This window comes from Blastococcus sp. SYSU D00922 (assembly GCF_054050495.1).
In genome coordinates this window covers 1-16,652 of the sequence record NZ_JBJGZL010000006.1, presented here as the reverse complement: position 1 = coordinate 16,652, position 16,652 = coordinate 1, and the positions used below count along the sequence as shown (strand labels likewise).

At 73.8% G+C, this 16,652-nt stretch carries 25 protein-coding genes and 1 tRNA gene; 11 read left to right on the top strand and 15 right to left on the bottom strand.

Features of this window, described 5'->3' with window-relative positions; genetic code table 11:
• Positions 1-127: 127 nt before the first annotated feature.
• Positions 128-559 (top strand): STAS domain-containing protein, encoded by a 432-nt coding sequence (locus ACI78T_RS10420; RefSeq protein ID WP_456558020.1) that lies wholly within the window; start codon positions 128-130, stop codon positions 557-559.
• A gap of 3 nt (positions 560-562) precedes the next feature.
• Here the strand turns inward: ACI78T_RS10420 and ACI78T_RS10415 are convergent, their stop codons facing one another.
• Complete coding sequence (locus tag ACI78T_RS10415) at positions 563-1,417, bottom strand: aldo/keto reductase (protein WP_456558019.1); 855 nt, start codon at positions 1,415-1,417, stop codon at positions 563-565.
• Between the two features lie 58 nt (positions 1,418-1,475).
• Here ACI78T_RS10415 and ACI78T_RS10410 point away from each other — a divergent pair, with 58 nt between their 5' ends.
• Positions 1,476-2,075: a histidine phosphatase family protein gene (locus tag ACI78T_RS10410; RefSeq protein WP_456558018.1), complete on the top strand. Its 600-nt coding sequence runs from the start codon at positions 1,476-1,478 to the stop codon at positions 2,073-2,075.
• Between the two features lie 9 nt (positions 2,076-2,084).
• Here ACI78T_RS10410 and ACI78T_RS10405 read toward each other — a convergent pair whose 3' ends face one another.
• Positions 2,085-3,122: an EAL domain-containing protein gene (locus ACI78T_RS10405; protein ID WP_456558017.1), complete on the bottom strand. Its 1,038-nt coding sequence runs from the start codon at positions 3,120-3,122 to the stop codon at positions 2,085-2,087.
• A gap of 209 nt (positions 3,123-3,331) precedes the next feature.
• Between ACI78T_RS10405 and ACI78T_RS10400 the strand changes: the two genes are divergently transcribed.
• Positions 3,332-3,946 (top strand): TetR/AcrR family transcriptional regulator, encoded by a 615-nt coding sequence (locus ACI78T_RS10400; RefSeq protein WP_456558016.1) that lies wholly within the window; start codon positions 3,332-3,334, stop codon positions 3,944-3,946.
• A 12-nt stretch (positions 3,947-3,958) separates the two neighbouring features.
• Here ACI78T_RS10400 and ACI78T_RS10395 read toward each other — a convergent pair whose 3' ends face one another.
• Together ACI78T_RS10395 and ACI78T_RS10390 are read right to left on the bottom strand one after the other, a co-directional pair.
• A complete protein-coding gene (locus ACI78T_RS10395) occupies positions 3,959-4,453 on the bottom strand; it encodes a DUF427 domain-containing protein (RefSeq protein WP_456558015.1) in 495 nt (164 codons plus the stop codon).
• Between the two features lie 4 nt (positions 4,454-4,457).
• Positions 4,458-4,688, bottom strand: a complete 231-nt coding sequence (locus ACI78T_RS10390) for a DUF3618 domain-containing protein (protein ID WP_456558014.1) — start codon at positions 4,686-4,688, stop codon at positions 4,458-4,460.
• Positions 4,689-4,778: 90 nt separating this feature from the next.
• On the opposite strand from ACI78T_RS10390, the gene ACI78T_RS10385 reads away from it, so the two are divergent.
• A tRNA-Leu gene (locus ACI78T_RS10385) sits at positions 4,779-4,859 on the top strand.
• A gap of 1 nt (position 4,860) precedes the next feature.
• On the opposite strand, the gene ACI78T_RS10380 is transcribed toward ACI78T_RS10385, so the two are convergent.
• Entirely contained in the window at positions 4,861-5,781 is a 921-nt protein-coding gene (locus ACI78T_RS10380; protein WP_456558013.1) for a DUF6910 family protein, read from the bottom strand.
• 74 nt (positions 5,782-5,855) lie between these two features.
• Here ACI78T_RS10380 and ACI78T_RS10375 point away from each other — a divergent pair, with 74 nt between their 5' ends.
• Positions 5,856-6,467 (top strand): class I SAM-dependent methyltransferase, encoded by a 612-nt coding sequence (locus tag ACI78T_RS10375; protein WP_456558012.1) that lies wholly within the window; start codon positions 5,856-5,858, stop codon positions 6,465-6,467.
• 71 nt (positions 6,468-6,538) lie between these two features.
• Complete coding sequence (locus ACI78T_RS10370; protein WP_456558011.1) at positions 6,539-6,796, top strand: hypothetical protein; 258 nt, start codon at positions 6,539-6,541, stop codon at positions 6,794-6,796.
• A 3-nt stretch (positions 6,797-6,799) separates the two neighbouring features.
• Here the strand turns inward: ACI78T_RS10370 and rdgB are convergent, their stop codons facing one another.
• Both rdgB and rph read right to left on the bottom strand, forming a co-directional pair.
• Positions 6,800-7,411, bottom strand: coding sequence for an RdgB/HAM1 family non-canonical purine NTP pyrophosphatase (gene rdgB, locus ACI78T_RS10365; RefSeq protein ID WP_456558010.1), 612 nt, complete (start codon positions 7,409-7,411; stop codon positions 6,800-6,802).
• Positions 7,408-8,130, bottom strand: a complete 723-nt coding sequence (gene rph / locus ACI78T_RS10360) for a ribonuclease PH (RefSeq protein ID WP_456558009.1) — start codon at positions 8,128-8,130, stop codon at positions 7,408-7,410. The genes rdgB and rph overlap by 4 nt, the downstream gene beginning before the upstream one ends.
• A gap of 155 nt (positions 8,131-8,285) precedes the next feature.
• Between rph and ACI78T_RS10355 the strand changes: the two genes are divergently transcribed.
• Together ACI78T_RS10355 and bcp are read left to right on the top strand one after the other, a co-directional pair.
• A complete protein-coding gene (locus tag ACI78T_RS10355) occupies positions 8,286-8,690 on the top strand; it encodes a YjbQ family protein (protein WP_456558008.1) in 405 nt (134 codons plus the stop codon).
• Positions 8,691-8,748: 58 nt separating this feature from the next.
• Positions 8,749-9,237: a thioredoxin-dependent thiol peroxidase gene (bcp, locus tag ACI78T_RS10350; RefSeq protein ID WP_456558007.1), complete on the top strand. Its 489-nt coding sequence runs from the start codon at positions 8,749-8,751 to the stop codon at positions 9,235-9,237.
• A gap of 3 nt (positions 9,238-9,240) precedes the next feature.
• Here bcp and ACI78T_RS10345 read toward each other — a convergent pair whose 3' ends face one another.
• The 6 genes from ACI78T_RS10345 to ACI78T_RS10320 form a co-directional block, all read right to left on the bottom strand.
• The gene (locus tag ACI78T_RS10345; protein WP_456558006.1) at positions 9,241-9,726 is read right to left on the bottom strand and encodes a DUF4262 domain-containing protein; all 486 of its coding nucleotides are present in this window, start codon (positions 9,724-9,726) and stop codon (positions 9,241-9,243) included.
• An 83-nt stretch (positions 9,727-9,809) separates the two neighbouring features.
• Positions 9,810-10,763, bottom strand: a complete 954-nt coding sequence (locus ACI78T_RS10340) for a DNA polymerase domain-containing protein (RefSeq protein ID WP_456558005.1) — start codon at positions 10,761-10,763, stop codon at positions 9,810-9,812.
• Between the two features lie 7 nt (positions 10,764-10,770).
• On the bottom strand, positions 10,771-11,511 hold the full coding sequence (locus tag ACI78T_RS10335; protein WP_456558004.1) for an MBL fold metallo-hydrolase: 741 nt from the start codon (positions 11,509-11,511) through the stop codon (positions 10,771-10,773).
• Between the two features lie 92 nt (positions 11,512-11,603).
• Positions 11,604-12,554 (bottom strand): PLP-dependent cysteine synthase family protein, encoded by a 951-nt coding sequence (locus tag ACI78T_RS10330; protein ID WP_456558003.1) that lies wholly within the window; start codon positions 12,552-12,554, stop codon positions 11,604-11,606.
• Between the two features lie 32 nt (positions 12,555-12,586).
• Positions 12,587-12,862, bottom strand: coding sequence for a ubiquitin-like small modifier protein 1 (locus tag ACI78T_RS10325; RefSeq protein WP_116451222.1), 276 nt, complete (start codon positions 12,860-12,862; stop codon positions 12,587-12,589).
• Between the two features lie 122 nt (positions 12,863-12,984).
• Entirely contained in the window at positions 12,985-13,458 is a 474-nt protein-coding gene (locus ACI78T_RS10320; RefSeq protein WP_456558002.1) for a Mov34/MPN/PAD-1 family protein, read from the bottom strand.
• Positions 13,459-13,560: 102 nt separating this feature from the next.
• Here ACI78T_RS10320 and ACI78T_RS10315 point away from each other — a divergent pair, with 102 nt between their 5' ends.
• Positions 13,561-13,914, top strand: a complete 354-nt coding sequence (locus tag ACI78T_RS10315) for a hypothetical protein (RefSeq protein ID WP_456558001.1) — start codon at positions 13,561-13,563, stop codon at positions 13,912-13,914.
• Here ACI78T_RS10315 and ACI78T_RS10310 read toward each other — a convergent pair.
• Together ACI78T_RS10310 and clpS are read right to left on the bottom strand one after the other, a co-directional pair.
• On the bottom strand, positions 13,853-14,350 hold the full coding sequence (locus ACI78T_RS10310) for a DUF2017 family protein (RefSeq protein ID WP_456558000.1): 498 nt from the start codon (positions 14,348-14,350) through the stop codon (positions 13,853-13,855). The two genes, ACI78T_RS10315 and ACI78T_RS10310, sit on opposite strands and share 62 nt — an antisense overlap.
• A complete protein-coding gene (gene clpS, locus ACI78T_RS10305; RefSeq protein ID WP_456557999.1) occupies positions 14,347-14,643 on the bottom strand; it encodes an ATP-dependent Clp protease adapter ClpS in 297 nt (98 codons plus the stop codon). The genes ACI78T_RS10310 and clpS overlap by 4 nt, the downstream gene beginning before the upstream one ends.
• A gap of 60 nt (positions 14,644-14,703) precedes the next feature.
• Here clpS and ACI78T_RS10300 point away from each other — a divergent pair, with 60 nt between their 5' ends.
• Together ACI78T_RS10300 and ACI78T_RS10295 are read left to right on the top strand one after the other, a co-directional pair.
• Positions 14,704-16,011, top strand: a complete 1,308-nt coding sequence (locus ACI78T_RS10300; protein WP_456557998.1) for a nicotinate phosphoribosyltransferase — start codon at positions 14,704-14,706, stop codon at positions 16,009-16,011.
• Positions 16,008-16,652, top strand: a 645-nt coding sequence (locus ACI78T_RS10295) for an isochorismatase family protein (protein WP_456557997.1), incomplete at its 3' end; no start/stop codon positions are given. The genes ACI78T_RS10300 and ACI78T_RS10295, both read left to right, overlap by 4 nt.

Here is a 16,652-nt window from a genome sequence, read left to right as displayed (position 1 = left end):
CGGCGTCCCATTCTGTGAACTTCCTGCAATCAATCGGTTGCTCTCCGTTGTGAAGAGGATCCGTCCGACCTAGGCTCGGAGGTGGCCGTCGAACAACTGGTGGCCGACGCATCCGGTCCACGGAGGCATGGTGCCGCAGCTGAACGTCGCTCTCGTCCCCGCTCCCGACCAGGTCGTCCTCCGGCTCACCGGCGACGTCGATCTCTCCACGTCACCCCTGGTCGCCGATGCGCTCGGGCAGGCGGCGGGCCTGGGCACGCCGCAGGTCGTGGTGGATCTCGGCTCCGCGCGGTTCTGGGACTGCTCCGGCCTGCACGAGCTGGTCCGGTTCACGCGGGAGCTGCAGGCCGCCGGGCGGTCGTGCCGCGTCGTGGGCGCCCAGCCGGCCGCGCGGCGGCTCATCGGGATGGCGAACCTGACCGCGGAGCTCCAGCTCGACGTCGTCCGCCCGGCCGCCGCCTTCCGCGGGAACGTCGCCGCCCGGACACCCGGCCGTCGGGTCCGCCGGGCGGCCGCGTCCGTGACCGGCGACCTGGTGGCCGCCGGTCACGCACGCTGAGGCTCACGCCAGGGCGTCCAGCCGGGCCATGTCCTCGGCGGACAGCGTCACCCGGGCCGCACCGAGGTTCTCGGTGAGGTGGTCGACGGACTTCGTGCCGGGGATCGGCAGCACGACCGGGGACTTCTGCAGCAGCCAGGCCAGGGCGACCTGCGACGGCGTGGCGTCCAGCTCGCGGGCGATGTCGGCGACCGGGCTGTCGGGGGCGGCGAGGTCGCCGGTGGCGATCGGGAACCACGGGATGAACGCGATGCCTTCCTCGGTGGCGTAGTCGAGCACGTCCTGGCTCTGCCGGTTGGTCAGGTTGTAGAGGTTCTGGACGCTGACCACGTCGACGATCTCCCGGGCGGCCTTCAGCTCGTCCACGGAGACCTCCGAGACGCCGATGTGACGCACCTTGCCCTGCTCCTGGAGCTCCTTGAACGCGCCGAGCTGGTCGGCCAGCGGCACCTCGGCGTCGATCCGGTGCAGCTGGATGAGGTCGATGCGCTCGAGCTTCAGGTGCCGCAGCGAGAGCTCGACCTGCTGCTTGAGGTACGCCGGGCGGCCGACGGGGGTCCAGATGCCGGGGCCCTGGCGGGTGAGCCCGGCCTTGGTGGCGATGACGAGCTGCTCCGGGTACGGGTGCAGCGCCTCGGCGATGATCTGCTCGCTGATCTCGGGGCCGTAGGAGTCGGCGGTGTCGATGAAGTCGACGCCCTGCTCGACGGCGGCCTGGACGACCCGGACGGCGGCGGCGCGGTCGGCCGGCTCGCCCCAGACGCCGGGTCCGGGGAGCTGCATCGCGCCGTAGCCGAGCCGGTGGACGGGGAGGTCCCCGCCGATGGTGAACGTGTCGCTGATCTGTGCGGTCGTCATGCCCATGGCCAGCACGGGACGACGCGCGGGTGTTCCCGGCGCCGTGTTCGATGGCGGCATGGGTGAGATCGTCGTGGTGCGCCACGGGCAGACCGAGTGGAGCCGGAACGGGCAGCACACCGGCCTGACCGATCTCCCGCTGCTCCCCGACGGGGAGGACGACGGCCGGCGGCTGCGGCCGGTCCTGGCGCAGCGGCACATCACGCACGCCTTCGTCAGCCCGCTCACCCGCGCCCGGCGGACGGCGGAGCTGGCCGGGTTGATGGACGGCGCGGTCGTCACCGAGCTCCAGCCGGACCTGGTCGAGGTGGACTACGGCGGCTACGAGGGCCGGACGACCAAGGAGATCAGCGCCGAGCGGGGCCGCCCGTGGTCGCTGTGGGCCGACGGGACGATCCCCGGCGACACCCCGGGAGAGACCCTCGCGCAGGTCGCGACGCGGGTCGACCGCGTGCTCGCCACCGTCCGTCCGCTGCTCGCCGACGGCGACGTCGCCCTGGTCGCCCACGGCCACGTGCTGCGGATCCTCACCGCCCGGTGGCTGGGCCTCGACCCGGAGGCCGGCGCGCTCTTCCCGCTGGCGACCGGCCGCTACGGCGTCCTCGGCCACGAGCACGACTGGCCGGCCCTCACCGGCTGGAACACCGGCTGCCCCTGATCCAGGAGGTCAGCGCCGGGCCGGCGTGACCGGCTGCCACCGGCCCTCGGCCTCCTCCACCTGCGGCTCCGGCCGCACCGGCCGGCCGAACAGCCACCCCTGCCCCAGATCAGCGCCCAGCGCGGTGACCTCGTCGGCCAGCCGCTCGGTCTCGATGCCCTCCGCGACGACGACGGCACCGAGCTGGTGCGCCAGGTCCGTGACGGCCTTCAGCACGGTGCGGGCGCCGTCGTCGGGCAGCTCCTGCACCAGCGCCTTGTCGAGCTTGACCACTTCGGGTCGCACGGCGGCCAGCAGCGACAGGCTGGACCAGCCGGCGCCGACGTCGTCGAGGGCCACGCGCCAGCCCAGGGACCGGTAGTGGTCGAGGATCGAGACCAGGTGCCCGCGGTCGGCGATCGCGTGCGACTCCACCACCTCGAACACCAGCTGCTCGGGGTCGATCCCGGTGTCGTGCACGACGCGCTCGGTGCTGGCCAGGCACACCTGCGGCCGGAAGATCGACGTCGGGTTGAAGTTGACGTAGAGGTCGTCGTCCCCGAGCCAGGGCACCGCGCCGGTGATCGCCGACTCCCGGCCGATGCGGTCCAGCCGGTGCAGCCAGCCGGCCTGCTCGGCCACGAAGAACAGGTCCCCGCCGCCCACCTCGCGGTTGTCGACGACGCCGCGCAGCAGCGCCTCATGGGCGACGACGGAGCGGTCGGCCAGGGACACGATCGGCTGGTAGACCGACCAGAACTCGGCCTCGGCGAGCACCCCGACCTCGACGGTGACGCCCCGCCGGGCCAGCTCGACGGCGAGCGTCGGCGCGGTCAGCAGGTGCGCGGTCAGCGCCGTCGGCTCGGTCGGCGGGTCGGTGACGACCCGGAGCGCCTCGGTCTCGGCGGCGGTCAGCTCACGGGCCAGCCGCTGGAAGAGGACCTCGAGCCGCCGCCCGCCCCAGTCGTCGAGGACGTCGACCAGCTGCGGTGACGAGCGCACGGTCATGCCCAGGGCCTTGGCCAGGCGCGACACGGTCGGCAGCACGTGACCGATGGAGGTGGCCATCAGGGCGCGGGTAGCGGGCCCCGGGACCTCCCAGTTCTGGCGGCAACCGCAGACACCGCCGCAGATGGTTCCCACCGTCGCAGGATGACTCACGCCCCGGCACGTTCCGGGCAGGCGCGCGGCGCCTCCCGTGCCCGGTCGGGACTGGCACAGCGAACTGACAGCCAAGTTCTGGAACGTTCCTAGCTTTATTGTCTAAGGTCTGGCACATGACCGCCCTCGCAACGCCCAGCATCCCCCGTCCCAGCCGGGGCGGGCGCCCGCGCGACCCCAGCCGTGACGGCGTCATCCGCGCGGCGATCCTGCGGCTGCTCGCCGACGTCGGGTACGGCGCGCTGACGATGGACGCGGTGGCGTCGGAGGCCGGTGTCGGCAAGGCGACCATCTACCGCCGCTGGCGCACCAAGCAGGACCTTGTCGTCGACACGATCTCCGACCTGAACCGGGCCGAGGCCGAGCTGGCCGACACCGGGTCCCTCGAGGGCGACCTGCGGGCGATGATGCACCAGATGGTGTCGATGATCGACGGCCCGACCGGGGCGGCGACGCTCTCCCTGCTGTCGACGATCCCGCACCAGCCGGCGCTGTCGGAGGCCTTCCAGGCCGGGCCGCTCGCCGTGTGGCGGAAGTCCTTCGAGGAGCTGTGGGCGCGGGCCGAGGCACGCGGCGAGATCCGCCCCGGGCTGGCCAACTCGGTGATCGCGGAGACCACGAGCGCCCTGATGGTGCAGCGCTGGCTGCTCACCGGCCGCCCGGTGAACGACGCCTACGCCGACGAGGTGCTGGCCACCGTCGTCATGCCGCTCATCCGCGCCGCCGGCTGACCACGGCGGGCCTCACCAGCCGAGGGTGCCGGGGTCGCCCTTGAAGGGCCCGGTCACCTCGTCCGTGATCCAGCCGCCGTAGAACCCGCCGGCCTGGGGCCGGACCTGCTCGCCGTCGACGGTCGCGCGCTCCACCCGGGACGGGTAGAAGGCGACGGCGCCGCGGAGGTGCTCGTACCCCGGGGTCGGGTCCTCGTACGACCAGCCCACGACCGGGAACCGCCGCCCGTCGACGACGACGTCCCAGTAGGTGGCCGCGCCCTTCCACTCGCACCACGACGACCCGCCGGCCCGCTCCAGGACGCCGTCGGCGACGTCCTCGCGGGGCACGTAGTAGACCGGCGGGTGGCTGGTCTCGCACACGCGGACCGCGCGGACGCTGTCCGCGATCACCCGGCCGCCGAGCTCGACGACGACGTGCCGCGGGGTGACCTCGGCCGACGGCGGCCGGGGGTAGTCCCAGACCGACTCCTGGCCGGGCCCGACGGGGTCGGGTCGGGGGTGCACCGGGTCAGTCGTTGCGGTGCCGGATCCGCTGGACGACGACGAAGGTCACCAGCAGGCCCACGGCGCCGACGGTGGCCATGCCGGCCGGGGTCTGCAGGAAGCGCGCGACGGCGTCCCGGCCCTTGGCCTTGATGCGCGTCGGGCTGGTCCGGTAGGTCAGCTGGTCCAGGGTGGCGGCCAGCGACTCGCGGGCGGCGTCGATCTCCAGCTGGATCTGTCGTGGGTCGCGAGGCACGGGCGACAGCCTGCCAGACGTTCTCCGGCGGGGCGCGCCCGGGAACGGCGGGGACACCCGCGCGGGGTGCTCCTAGACTCCGGGAGCCGAGCGGGAGTGGTGTAACGGCAGCCACGCCAGACTTAGGATCTGGTGCCTTCGGGCGTGGGGGTTCGACTCCCCCCTCCCGCACTCAGGCCAGGTCGATGCGCAGGTCGATCGCGGTCGACGGTGTCTCCGGGTCGTCGTCGTCGACCACGGCGAGCAGGTCCACCTCGCCGCCCCGCACGCGGCGGAGGGCCAGGCCCTCCACCTTGTGCACGTGCCCCTCGACGTCCGGGATCGGCGCCACGGCCACCACCTCCTCGTCGTCGACCAGGGCGAGCGCGGTGGCCACGACGGGCCCGTCGTCGACGGCGTTGGGGGTGTCCTCCGCGGCGGCGCTCAGCAGCACCCGCCCGTCGGGCAGCGACACGGCGTCGGTGACCGCCAGCCCCACGCCGTCGATCTCCCCCAGTTCGTAGGTCCTGGGCCGGCCGAGCGGGACGGCGGTGGCGTCGCCCCGCCGCAGCAGCGCGTCCACGACCGCCCCGAGCGGGACGTCGACGCTCGCGGACGGGACCCCGGCGGCGAGGTTGCCGCGGTTGAACCAGCGCAGCGTGCCGCCGTGCCGGCTCGCGCCCTCCAGGTTGAGGTGCTCCATCGGCAGGCCGAGGGCGGCGGCGACGCGTTCGTAGAGGGGCCTGAGCTCGGCCGGCTCGACGCGGAACCCGTCGTCCGACCGGCGGACCAGGACACCCCGCATCCGCCGCGGAGTGGACCCGGAGCCGAGGACGACGACCGCGGGTCCGCCGTCCACCTCGGCGGGGCAGGCGACCTCGAGGTCCGGCTTCAGGTGCTTGGTGCCCGCCGCCTCGCCGAACCTGTCCAGGCCCTCGACCGGCGGGAGCAGCCGGACCGGGGCCACCCGCTCCTCGTGGAGCCACGCGGCGACGGTCGCGTCGTCCTGCGCCACCAGCCAGCCCGGCCCCAGCGGTGCGATGCCCGACGCGGCGGTCACCGGCGCCCCGTCGTCGAACCGCAGCGCCCTGACGTCGTCGAGGAAGACCCGCACCGGATCCGTGTGCCCACGGGACACCCGCCTCACTCAGGGTTCCGCCCGGCCGACGGGTGCAGCATCCTGCGGCGGTGGGCTTCTACGGACGGCACCTCCGGCCGCGGTTGCACGCGTTCGCGCTGAACGACCGGCTGACCGGCGAGGTCCGCGACCGCGTGTGCGACGGGCTGGCCGGGGACGTCCTGGAGATCGGCTTCGGCGCCGGGCTGAACCTGCCGCACCTGCCGGCCGCGGTCACCGGCGTGTGGGCGGTCGAGCCCTCCGCCACGGCGCTCCGGCTGTCGGCCGAGCGGCAGGCGGCCTCGCCGGTGCCGGTCGTGGTGGCCGGGGACGACGCGCAGTCCCTCGACCTGCCCGACGACCGCTTCGACGCCGCGGTGTGCACCTGGGTCCTCTGCGGCGTCCCGGACGCGCACGCGGCGCTCGCCGAGGTCGCGCGGGTGCTCAAGCCCGGCGCCCGGCTGCACTTCGTGGAGCACGGTGTGTCGCCGGACCCCGACGTCGTCCGCCGGCAGCGGCGCGCCAACCGGCTCAACCGCGCGGTCTCGGGCTGCCTGCTCGACAACGACGTGGCCGCGCTGCTGGCGTCGTCCCCGCTGGCGGTGACGGAGCTCGGCACCGGCTACCACCCGGGCGCGCCCCGGATCTCCGGCTACATGTACGAGGGCCGCGCTCAGGCCTGACCTCACCCCTTCGGGGTGGGACCCTCCCGAAGGCGCTGAGGTCGGGCCGCGCGGCGGCCGACCTCAATTCCATGACCAGCTCTGCCTCGTGGCTGCCCGCCGCCATCGTCCGTGCCGCCGTCGTCACCGCTCCCCCGGCGCAGGACGTGCCGCGGCGCGGACGCCACGCCGCCCCGGAGGTGCCCGGCGAGATCCGCATCGCCACTCCGGACGACCTCAAGCGTTCCGGGCGGCACGCCGAGACCGAGTGGAGCCGCGAGCTGCACGACCCGAAGCGCGACGAGGTGGACTCGCTGTCGTGGCTCGGCTTCCGGGCTGCCCGCCACTGACCCTCAGCGGGGCGCCAGCACCTCGGCCAGCACCGGCACCAGTGCCGCGAAGGCCTGGCCGCGGTGGCTGCGCGCGTCCTTCTCGGCCGGGCTGAGCTCCGCCGAGGTGAGGTCGAGCCCCTCGGGCACGAAGACCGGGTCGTAACCGAACCCGTTGGTGCCGCGCTTCTCGCGGATCACCCGCCCGCGCCAGTGCCGCTCGATCACCCGCTCCGTGCCGTCGGGCGTGACGAGCGCGGCCGCGCAGACGAAGGCCGCCCCCCGCCGCTCGTCGGGCACGTCGGCGACCTGGCCCAGCAGCAGCGCGGTGTTGGCGTCGTCGTCCCCGTGCCGGCCCGACCAGCGGGCCGACAGCACACCCGGCATCCCGTTGAGGGCGTCGACGGCGAGACCGGAGTCGTCGGCCACGGCCGGCAGACCGGTGTAGCGCACCGCCTCGCGCGCCTTGAGCAGCGCGTTCTCCTCGAAGGTCGCGCCCGTCTCGGGCGCCTCGGGGTACTCGGGCACGTCCCGGAGCCCGATCACCTCGACGCCGGGGACGGCGGTCTCCAGCAGCCGCTGCAGCTCGGCCAGCTTCCCCGCGTTGCGGGTGGCCAGGAGCAGACGGGTGGTCATCGCCCGAGCGCGTCGGCCTGCAGCCGGGTCAGCTCCCCGCAGCCGGCGACCGCCAGGTCGAGCAGCGCGTCGAGGGTCTTCCGGTCGAAGACGGCGCCCTCCGCGGTGCCCTGCACCTCCACGAAATTCCCGTCGCCGGTGCAGACCACGTTCATGTCGGTGCCGGCCTTCACGTCCTCCTCGTAGGCGAGGTCGAGCCGCGGCTCGCCGTCGATGACGCCGACGCTGACCGCCGCCACCGACTGCACGATCGCCTTCGGCCGCGCCAGCTTCTTGCGCTCCCCGAGCCAGGAGACGGCGTCGGCGAGGGCGACGTAGGCGCCGGTGATGGCCGCGGTGCGGGTGCCGCCGTCGGCCTGGAGGACGTCGCAGTCGATGGCGATGCTGTTCTCGCCCAGGGCGGCGAGGTCGATGGAGGCGCGCAGCGAGCGGCCGATCAGCCGGCTGATCTCGTGGGTGCGCCCGCCGATGCGGCCCTTCACCGACTCCCGGTCGCTGCGGGTGTGCGTGGCGCGCGGCAGCATCGAGTACTCGGCCGTCACCCAGCCCAGCCCCGAGCCCTTGCGCCAGCGGGGCACGCCCTCCGTGACGCTGGCCGCGCACAGCACGCGGGTCCGGCCGAACTCGACGAGCACGGAACCTTCCGCGTGGTCGAGCCAGTTGCGCGTGATGGTCACCGGACGGAGCTGGTCGGCGCTACGGCCGTCGGGGCGGGTCACATGCTCTCCTCGCTGGCGCTCGTCGTGCGTGCGCCCCTGGGTGCTCTGCCTCGTCGTGACCTCGCGAGCTCGGTCACCGAGCACCCAGGGTAGTTGGGCGCCCCGCCCGGCCCGCCGCCGTGCACCGGCGCCCCGGCACGGCCAGGATCGTCCGCATGCGATCGGAGCTGCGTGCGGTCCGGACCGGAGGCGTCCCCGTGGTGGTGGACCTGACCGACGAGTGCGCCGACTTCGTGCGGCAGGAGACCGACGGTCTCCTGCAGGTCTTCGTGCCGCACGCGACGGCCGGCATCGCCATCCTGGAGACCGGCTCGGGCAGCGACGACGACCTGCTCGCCCAGCTCGACGAGCTGCTGCCCCGGGACGACCGCTGGCGCCACCGGCACGGCTCCCCGGGCCACGGCCGCGACCACGTCCTCCCCGCCTTCGTCCCCCCGCACGCGACGGTTCCCGTGCTCGAGGGCCTGATGCAGCTCGGTACCTGGCAGCGCATCTGCCTGGTGGACACCAACGTGGACAACCACACCCGCCACGTCCGGTTCTCGTTCCTCGCCGGCTGACGAGGCCGACCCGAGCCCCCCTCCCGCAGCGGCACCCGCGCACGGCAGGATGCGGGGCATGAGCGAGTCCGTCTCCGCCCCCGTCCGCCTCTCCCCCGGCGACCCGGCACCGGCCTTCACGCTCCCCGACGCCGACGGGAAGCCGGTGTCCCTGGCCGACTACCGAGGCCGCCGCGTGATCGTCTACTGCTACCCCGCGGCGATGACCCCCGGCTGCACGACGCAGGCCGTCGACTTCACCGCGGCCGCGGGCGACCTCGCGGAGGCCGGGCTCGACATCATCGGGATCTCCCCCGACGAGCCGGACAAGCTGCTGCGGTTCCGCGAGAAGGAGGACCTCGGCATCACGCTGGTCTCCGACACCGAGAAGACCGTGCTCCAGGCCTACGGCGCGTACGGGCCGAAGAAGCTGTACGGCAAGGAGGTCGTCGGCGTGATCCGCTCGACGTTCATCGTCGACGCCGAGGGCCGCATCGAGAAGGCGTCCTACAACGTCAAGGCGACCGGGCACGTCGCGAAGCTCATGCGCGACCTCGGGATCGACTAGGGCTCACGCCCGCCACGTCCCGGGGCGCGGCTGGCACTCCGGGCCGCAGGGGTAGTCGTCGTCCCACGGGAACGTCCCGTCGGCGTGGCTCCACGTGAGCTGGTAGGCGGGCACGGAGTACGCGGCGGGCCGCTCGTAGAAGCGATTGGCGGCCAGCAGCACCTCGCCCGGGTTGGGCAGCGGTTCGACCACGATGCGGCCGCCCCAGTCGGCCCAGGTCAGCAGCTCACCGGCCACCAGGTCGCGACCGTCGGCCACCATGCCGGCCACCCGGCCGAGGATCCCGTGCGCGTTGTCGTGCCCCAGCCCGACGATCACCAGCTCCGGGTGGCCGAGGCCGAACAGGCCGATCGTGTAGCCGAACGCCGGCTCGTCATCGGCGTCACCCGCGCCGACGTACTGCACCGCCCAGCGGTGGGCGCGGATGGTCTGCGCGAGGTGCGCGTCCTCCTGGTCGAGCCAGGCGAGCGTCTGCGGGTCGTGCGTCATGCGGGCAGCGTGCGCCGGAGGACCGACAGAACGCCCCGCCCCGTCGGCGACCTGTGGACGGGCGTCCGCCCTGGGGACGGCGATCAGCCCCCGCCGGCCTCCCGTGCCGCTCGCTTGCGGCGCTTGCCCTCGTGCATCGCCTGCACGCGGGCGATGGGGATGGTGTGCCCCTCCGCGACGAGGTCGGCCGGCAGCCGCTGCGGCTCCGGCAGCGCATCGGCCCACGGGTCGCGGTCGCCGAGCAGACCCGGCGCCGTCGTCACCGTGAAGTCGGCGGGCCGCACGTCGTCGAGGTCGGACCACGCCACCGGGAACGACACCGGCAGACCCGGCCGGATCCGCGGGCTGTACGCCGCGACGATCGTGCCCTGGCCCGAACGCGTCGAGTCGACGAAGACCCGGCCGCCGCGGTCCTCCTTGATGTAGGCCGTCGTGGCCAGCTCCGGGTCCAGGGCGGCGGTCCGCGCGGCCAGGGCGCGCGTCGCTGCGGCGACGTCCTCGAACGGCGACCCCGCGACCGGGACGACGACGTGCAGACCCTTGGAGCCGCTGGTCTTGACCGCACCGGCGAGACCCGATTCGTCGAGCGCCCGCCGGACCAGGCGCGCGGCGGCCACGACGACCGGGAAGTCGGCGCCCTCGGGCGGGTCGAGATCGAGCATCAGGCCGGTGGGCTGGGCCTCGCCGACCCGGAAGAAGGGGACGTGCAGCTCGACGGCCCGCTGGTTGGCCAGCCACAGCAGGGTGCGCCGGTCGTCGCAGAGCACCTGGTGGATCTCGCGGTGCGATCCCTCGGACCACATGGGTGCCGTCCGCACCCAGTCGGGAGCGCCCTTGCTGACGTTGCGCTGCATGAACGGCGCCTGGCCCGGCCGCACCCGCTTCACCGACAGCGGCCGGCCGGCGAGCAGCGGCACGAGCCGGTCGGCCACGGCGTCGGCGTAGTCGACCAGCGCCCGCTTGGTCACCTCGAGCCCGTCGCCCAGCGGCGCGTCGAGGCTGGTCAGCGTGACGCCGTCGCGCTCCTCCTCGGCCACGGGCGTCCTAGACCTCGTACGTCGCGCCGGCGCGCACCAGCTCGGTCTCCGGGAACACGGAGCTCGCCGCGAACAGCTGGCCGATCTCGTCGACCCACGCCGGGATGTGGGTGAGCAGCAGGCGGCCCACGCCGGCCGCGGCCGCGTGCTCCCCCGCCTCGCGGCCGGTCAGGTGCAGGCCCTTCGGCAGGTCGGGGCCCGGCGGGTGGGCCGCCTCGGCCAGCAGGACGTCGGCGCCGCGGGCGAGCTCGACGACCCGCTCGCTGGGGCCCGTGTCGCCGGTGTAGACCAGGGAGCGCCCGTCGGCGGTCAGCCGGATCGCGTAGCACTCGATGGGGTGCGCGGTGCGCGCCAGCGTCACGTCGAACGGGCCGAGCGTGAACGAGCCCGGCCCCACCGGCACGAAGTCGAACACGTCGGTGACGCCCTCCCCGTCGGCGTCGTAGGCGAGGGCGAGCCGCCGCTCCGCGGCGACCGGTGCGTACAGCGGCACGTGCTTCTTCGTCGCTCGGCCCGAGTACCGGTGCCAGACGACGAACGGGGCGACGTCGAGGCAGTGGTCGGCGTGCAGGTGGGAGAGGAAGACCGCGTCGACCGAGTCCGGGTCCGCGACGCCCTGCAGCGCGCCGAACGCCCCGTTGCCCAGGTCGAGCAGCAGGCGGAAGCCGTCCTGCTCGACGAGGTAGCACGAGGCGGCGGACCTCGGTCCGGGCGCGCTGCCCGAGCAGCCGACGACCGTGAGCCTCACGCCGCCTCCCCCCGTCGCATCTCCATGGCGCGGGTCAGGCTAGCGGCCGGTGCTGACGCTCCGCAGATCGCGTGTGACCGACCGGTCCCGGATCACGCCCAGAGCTGGCCCTCCAGCGCGGAGGTCGCCTCCTCGAGCGATCCGGCGTAGGCACCGGTCGACAGGTACTTCCAGCCGCCGTCGCACACGATGAAGACGATGTCGGCGTGCCGGCCCGCGGCGACCTCCTTGTCGGCGATGCCGAGCGCCGCGTGCAGGATCGCGCCGGTCGAGATGCCGGCGAAGATCCCCTCGCGCTCGACGAGCTGCCGCGTGCGGTGGATGGCGTCCTCGGGTCCGACGGAGAAGCGCGAGTCCAGCAGCGAGGCGTCGTAGAGCTCGGGGATGAAGCCCTCGTCGATGTTGCGCAGGCCGTAGACGAGCTCCCCGTAGCGCGGCTCGGCGGCGATCACCTGCACGTCGGGCTTGTGCTCGCGGAGGAACCGGGAGACGCCCATCAGCGTGCCCGTCGTCCCGAGGCCGGCCACGAAGTGGGTGATCGTGGGGAGATCGGCCAGGATCTCCGGACCGGTGCCGTCGTAGTGCGCCTGGGCGTTGGCCGGGTTGCCGTACTGGTACAGCATCACCCAGTCCTCGTGCTCCGCCGCGAGCCCCTTCGCGACGGCGACGGCCTGGTTCGACCCCCCGGCCGCCGGCGAGAAGATGATCTGCGCGCCGTACATCTCGAGCAGCTGCCGGCGCTCCACCGAGGTGTTCTCCGGCATGACGCAGATCAGCTTGTAGCCGCGCTGGCGGGCCACCATCGCGAGCGAGATCCCGGTGTTGCCGCTCGTCGGCTCCAGGATCGTGGCCCCGGGCTGGAGGGAGCCGTCCTTCTCCGCCGCCTCGATCATCGCGATCGCGGCGCGGTCCTTGATCGACCCGGTGGGGTTGTGGTCCTCGAGCTTGGCCCACAGCCGGACGTCAGGGGTCGGCGACAGGTTCGGCAGCCCCACGAGCGGGGTGCCGCCGAGGGAGTCGACGAGGGAGGCGAAGCGGGCCATCAGAGCTCTTCCGTGTCAGGAGGTGCGGGGGCTCAGCCGCCCGCGACCGCCGGGAGGATCGTCACCGAGTCGCCGTCCTTGACCTCGGTGTCCAGCGCGCCGGTGAACCGCACGTCCTCGTCGTTGACGTAGACGTTCACGAAGCGGTGCAGCTTGCCCTCCTCGGTGACGAGGCGGTTCTTCAGGCCGGGGTGCTTGGTGTCCAGGTCGTCGACGAGCGCGCCGAGCGTGGCGCCGCTGCCCTCGACGGTCTTGTTGCCGCCGGTGTGCGTGCGCAGGATGGTGGGGATCCGGACCTCGATGGCCATGGCGTGCGGTTCTCCTTGCGAGCTGGGATGTCAGGGCGCCGCGATGCGGCAGCGTTCGTGCGTCTGATCGGGCCAACGCCCGTCGCCCGCGGCCGATTCCGGGCCGCGGGGGAGATCACGCTTCAGTCGTAGACGACGGTCGTCGGGGTGTGCCCGAACAGGTAGGACTCGACGACCTCGACGTCCTCCTCGCGCACCTCGCCCTCGACGATGCGGAAGCTGCGGAACTCGACCACGTCGTCGACGAGGCCGGTCTGCTCCCCGTGGTGCCGGGTGGAGACCAGCACGTAGTGCGCCTCGGGCTCGGACGCGTAGCTGATGTCGGTCCGCGAGGGGTAGGCCTCGGTGGCCGTGTGCGAGTGGTAGATGACGACCGGGACCTCGTCGCGGTCGTCCATGTCCCGGTACAGCTTCAGCAGGTCCGCGGAGTCGAACTCGTAGAACGTCGGGGACCGCGCCGCGTTGAGCATCGGGATGAACCGTTCGGGGCGATCGCTGCCCTCGGGACCGGCGACGACGCCACAGGCCTCGTCCGGGTGGTCCTCCCGGGCGTGGGCCACGATGGCGTCGTAGGTCGCGCGGTCGATGCGCAGCACGCCTCCAGTCTAGGTGGCGCTGGAACCGCCGCCTGCAGGGCACCGTCCGGAGGCCGCGAGGGGCGGGCGGACGGCGGTCGTCCGTCCGATACGTTGCGTGACGTGCTGGTGAAGCTTCTGGTGGCGGCGGGAGTGCTCGTCCTCCCCGTCCCCGCCCTCGTCCTGGGAGCCCGGGGCCTGCTCAAGCGACCCGGCTACAGCGCCGAGGAGCCGGCCGACCGCGCCTCCTACGTGCTCGTCGTCGCCCTCCGCGCGCTGGTCCTGCTGCTCGTCCTCGCGCTCTCCGCGGTCGTGCTGGTGTCGACCATCGGCGCGGCCGTCGTCGACGTCCAGCTGCACGGCATGGTCTACGTCTTCTTCGGCCTGGACGTCCTGCTCGCGCTGCTCGTCGTCCTCAGCTTCGGCCGGCGCGCGCGGCGACCAGTGCGTCGACGAGTGACCCCTGCAGCGCGGTGAGCCAGTAGTACACGGCCAGCTGCTGGTCCTCGTCGCCGGTGATCTCCTCCGGCGGCTCGGTGTCCTCGCTGATGTCCAGCCGGGTGCCGAGCGCCAGCCGCAGGTCGTTCGTGGTCCGCAGCCAGGAGCCGGCCTGGTCGGCGTCCAGCCGCACCTCTCCTCCGCCGTCCGGCAGGGTGGCCCGGACGGTGGCGAGGTCGTCGGCCTTGCCGCTGCGCAGCGCGCTCTCGGTCAGCTCCCGGTAGTCGGCGGCCAGCTCGACGTCCCCCCGGTGCCCCGGGGGCAGCAGCCGCGCCATGACCGGGTCGCCACCGACGTCGTCCGCGTCGGCCTCCAGCAGCTGCTCGAGCTGGTCGAGCAGCAGGCCGACGATGCCGGCCTCGGCCGGCTCGAGGCGGGCGACGAGGTGACCGCCCTTGGTGCGGAACGGCCTCATGAGTCCCGCTGGAAGCTGGCCCACAGCCCGTAGGCGTGCAGCCGGCTGGTGTCGTGCTCCATGCGCTCCCGGGGACCGGAGCTGACGATCGCCTTGCCCTCGTGGTGGACCTGGAGCATCAGCGACGTGGCCGTCGGCTCGTCGTAGCCGAAGAGCTCCTGCAGCACGAACGTCACGTACGTCATGAGGTTGACGGGGTCGTTCCACACGACGGTGACCCACGGGCGGTCGAGGTCGCCGCGTTCCTCGTCGGTGGTCTCCGGCGTCACCGTCGGAGCGAGAGGTCCGGACACGCACTCCACCTTAGGACGCCGATCTGCCCTGGTCCCCCGCCCCGCCTACGCTCCCCGATCATGGTTGTGGACACCGGGCTGACTCCCCCTCCGGCACCCGCGCTCTTCACCGACAGGTACGAGCTGACGATGGTCGCCGCCGCCCTGGCCGACGGCACCGCCGGGCGCGACTGCGTGTTCGAGGTCTTCGCCCGCCGTCTCCCCCACGGCCGGCGCTACGGCGTCCTCGCCGGCACCGGGCGGCTGCTGGAGGCGCTGCCGTACTTCCGCTTCGGGGACGCCGAGCTGGCCGCGCTGCGGGAGCAGGGGCTGACCGACGCGCGGCTGCTGGACTGGCTGGCCGACTTCCGGTTCTCCGGCGACATCGACGGCTACGCCGAGGGCGACCTCTACTTCCCCGGCTCGCCGGTGCTCACCGTCCGCGCCCCGTTCGCGGAAGGCGTGCTGCTGGAGACCCTCGCCCTCTCGGTCCTCAACCACGACAGCGCCATCGCCTCGGCCGCCGCCCGCATGGTCGCCGCGGCCTGCGAGCGACCCTGCATCGAGATGGGCTCGCGCCGTACCCACGAGGAGGCCGCGGTTGCCGCGGCGCGGGCGGCCTACCTGGTCGGCTTCGCGACCACCTCCAACCTGGAGGCCGGACGCCGCTACTCCGTCCCCACCAGCGGCACCAGCGCGCACGCCTTCACCCTCCTGCACGACGACGAGCGCTCGGCCTTCCAGGCGCAGGTGGCCACCCTCGGGCCCGGGACGACGCTGCTCGTGGACACCTACGACGTCGACCAGGGCATCCGGACGGCGGTCGAGGTGGCCGGGCCCGAGCTGGGCGGTATCCGCCTCGACTCCGGCGACCTGCCCACCCTGGCCACCCACGCCCGCGAGCTGCTCGACTCCCTGGGGGCGACGAGGACCCGCATCGTCGTCACCAGCGACCTGGACGAGTACGCCATCTCCGGTCTCATGGCCGCGCCGGTCGACCGGTACGGGGTCGGCACCTCGCTGGTGACCGGGTCGGGCGCCCCGACGGTGGGGATGGTCTACAAGCTGGTCGAGCGCGACGGCGTCCCGGTGGCGAAGAAGTCCGAGGGCAAGCGCTCGGTCGGTGGCCGCAAGCACGCCGTCCGCCGGCACGACGAGGACGGGATCGCGACGGCCGAGGTGGTCAGCAGCGCGCCGGTCGCGGCCCGGGACGGCGACCGCGACCTCGTGGTCCCCCTGGTGCGGGGCGGGGAGCTCTGCGAGGAGCTCAGCCCAGCCGACGCCCTGGCGCGCGCCCGGCAGCACCACGAGCGGGTCCGCCAGGCGCTCCCGCCGGAGGCCTGGGCCCTGTCCCGCGGCGAGCCGGTGCTGGAGACTGTGTCCTCATGACGCGTGCGCTGATCGTCGTCGACGTCCAGAACGACTTCTGCGAGGGCGGCAGCCTGGCCGTCGCCGGTGGCGCGGCGGTCGCGGCGGCGATCACCGAGCACATGGCGTCCACCGGCTACGACCACGTCGTCGCCACCCGCGACCACCACATCGACCCGGGCTCCCACTTCGCCGAGCAGCCGGACTTCCTCGAGACCTGGCCGGCGCACTGCGTCGTCGGCACCGGCGGGGTGGAGCTGCACGAGGCGCTGGACCGCGGGCCGATCGAGGCGGTGTTCGACAAGGGCGAGTACGCGGCGGCCTACTCCGGGTTCGAGGCGCGCTCCGACGGCGTGCTGCTGGCCGACTGGCTGCGGGAGCGCGGCGTGGACAGCGTCGACGTCGTCGGCATCGCCACCGACCACTGCGTGCGGGCCACCGCGCTCGACGCCGTCGGCAACCACCTGGCCACCCGCGTGCTGCTGCCGCTCACCGCGGGCGTGGCGGAGGGGTCGACCGAGGCCGCGCTGGAGCAGCTCCGCACCGCCGGCGTCGAGCTCGAAGGCGCCGTCCACCGCCCGGTGGGGGGGGGGGGGGGGGGTGGGGGGGGGGGGGGGGGGGGGGGGGGGGGGGGGGGGGGGGGGGGGGGGGGGGGGGCGGGG

Bases quoted from the DNA above. Each gene is read 5' to 3' on its own strand.
- ACI78T_RS10370 (WP_456558011.1), top strand. From the start codon at position 6,539: ATGACCAGCTCTGCCTCGTGGCTGCCCGCCGCCATCGTCCGTGCCGCC.
- ACI78T_RS10400 (WP_456558016.1), top strand. From the start codon at position 3,332: ATGACCGCCCTCGCAACGCCCAGCATCCCCCGTCCCAGCCGGGGCGGG.
- ACI78T_RS10410 (WP_456558018.1), top strand. From the start codon at position 1,476: ATGGGTGAGATCGTCGTGGTGCGCCACGGGCAGACCGAGTGGAGCCGG.
- rdgB (WP_456558010.1), bottom strand. From the start codon at position 7,411: ATGACCACCCGTCTGCTCCTGGCCACCCGCAACGCGGGGAAGCTGGCC.
- ACI78T_RS10405 (WP_456558017.1), bottom strand. From the start codon at position 3,122: ATGGCCACCTCCATCGGTCACGTGCTGCCGACCGTGTCGCGCCTGGCC.
- ACI78T_RS10420 (WP_456558020.1), top strand. From the start codon at position 128: ATGGTGCCGCAGCTGAACGTCGCTCTCGTCCCCGCTCCCGACCAGGTC.
- ACI78T_RS10325 (WP_116451222.1), bottom strand. From the start codon at position 12,862: ATGGCCATCGAGGTCCGGATCCCCACCATCCTGCGCACGCACACCGGC.
- ACI78T_RS10300 (WP_456557998.1), top strand. From the start codon at position 14,704: ATGGTTGTGGACACCGGGCTGACTCCCCCTCCGGCACCCGCGCTCTTC.
- ACI78T_RS10330 (WP_456558003.1), bottom strand. From the start codon at position 12,554: ATGGCCCGCTTCGCCTCCCTCGTCGACTCCCTCGGCGGCACCCCGCTC.
- ACI78T_RS10310 (WP_456558000.1), bottom strand. From the start codon at position 14,350: ATGAGGCCGTTCCGCACCAAGGGCGGTCACCTCGTCGCCCGCCTCGAG.
- ACI78T_RS10415 (WP_456558019.1), bottom strand. From the start codon at position 1,417: ATGACGACCGCACAGATCAGCGACACGTTCACCATCGGCGGGGACCTC.
- bcp (WP_456558007.1), top strand. From the start codon at position 8,749: ATGAGCGAGTCCGTCTCCGCCCCCGTCCGCCTCTCCCCCGGCGACCCG.
- ACI78T_RS10355 (WP_456558008.1), top strand. From the start codon at position 8,286: ATGCGATCGGAGCTGCGTGCGGTCCGGACCGGAGGCGTCCCCGTGGTG.
- ACI78T_RS10345 (WP_456558006.1), bottom strand. From the start codon at position 9,726: ATGACGCACGACCCGCAGACGCTCGCCTGGCTCGACCAGGAGGACGCG.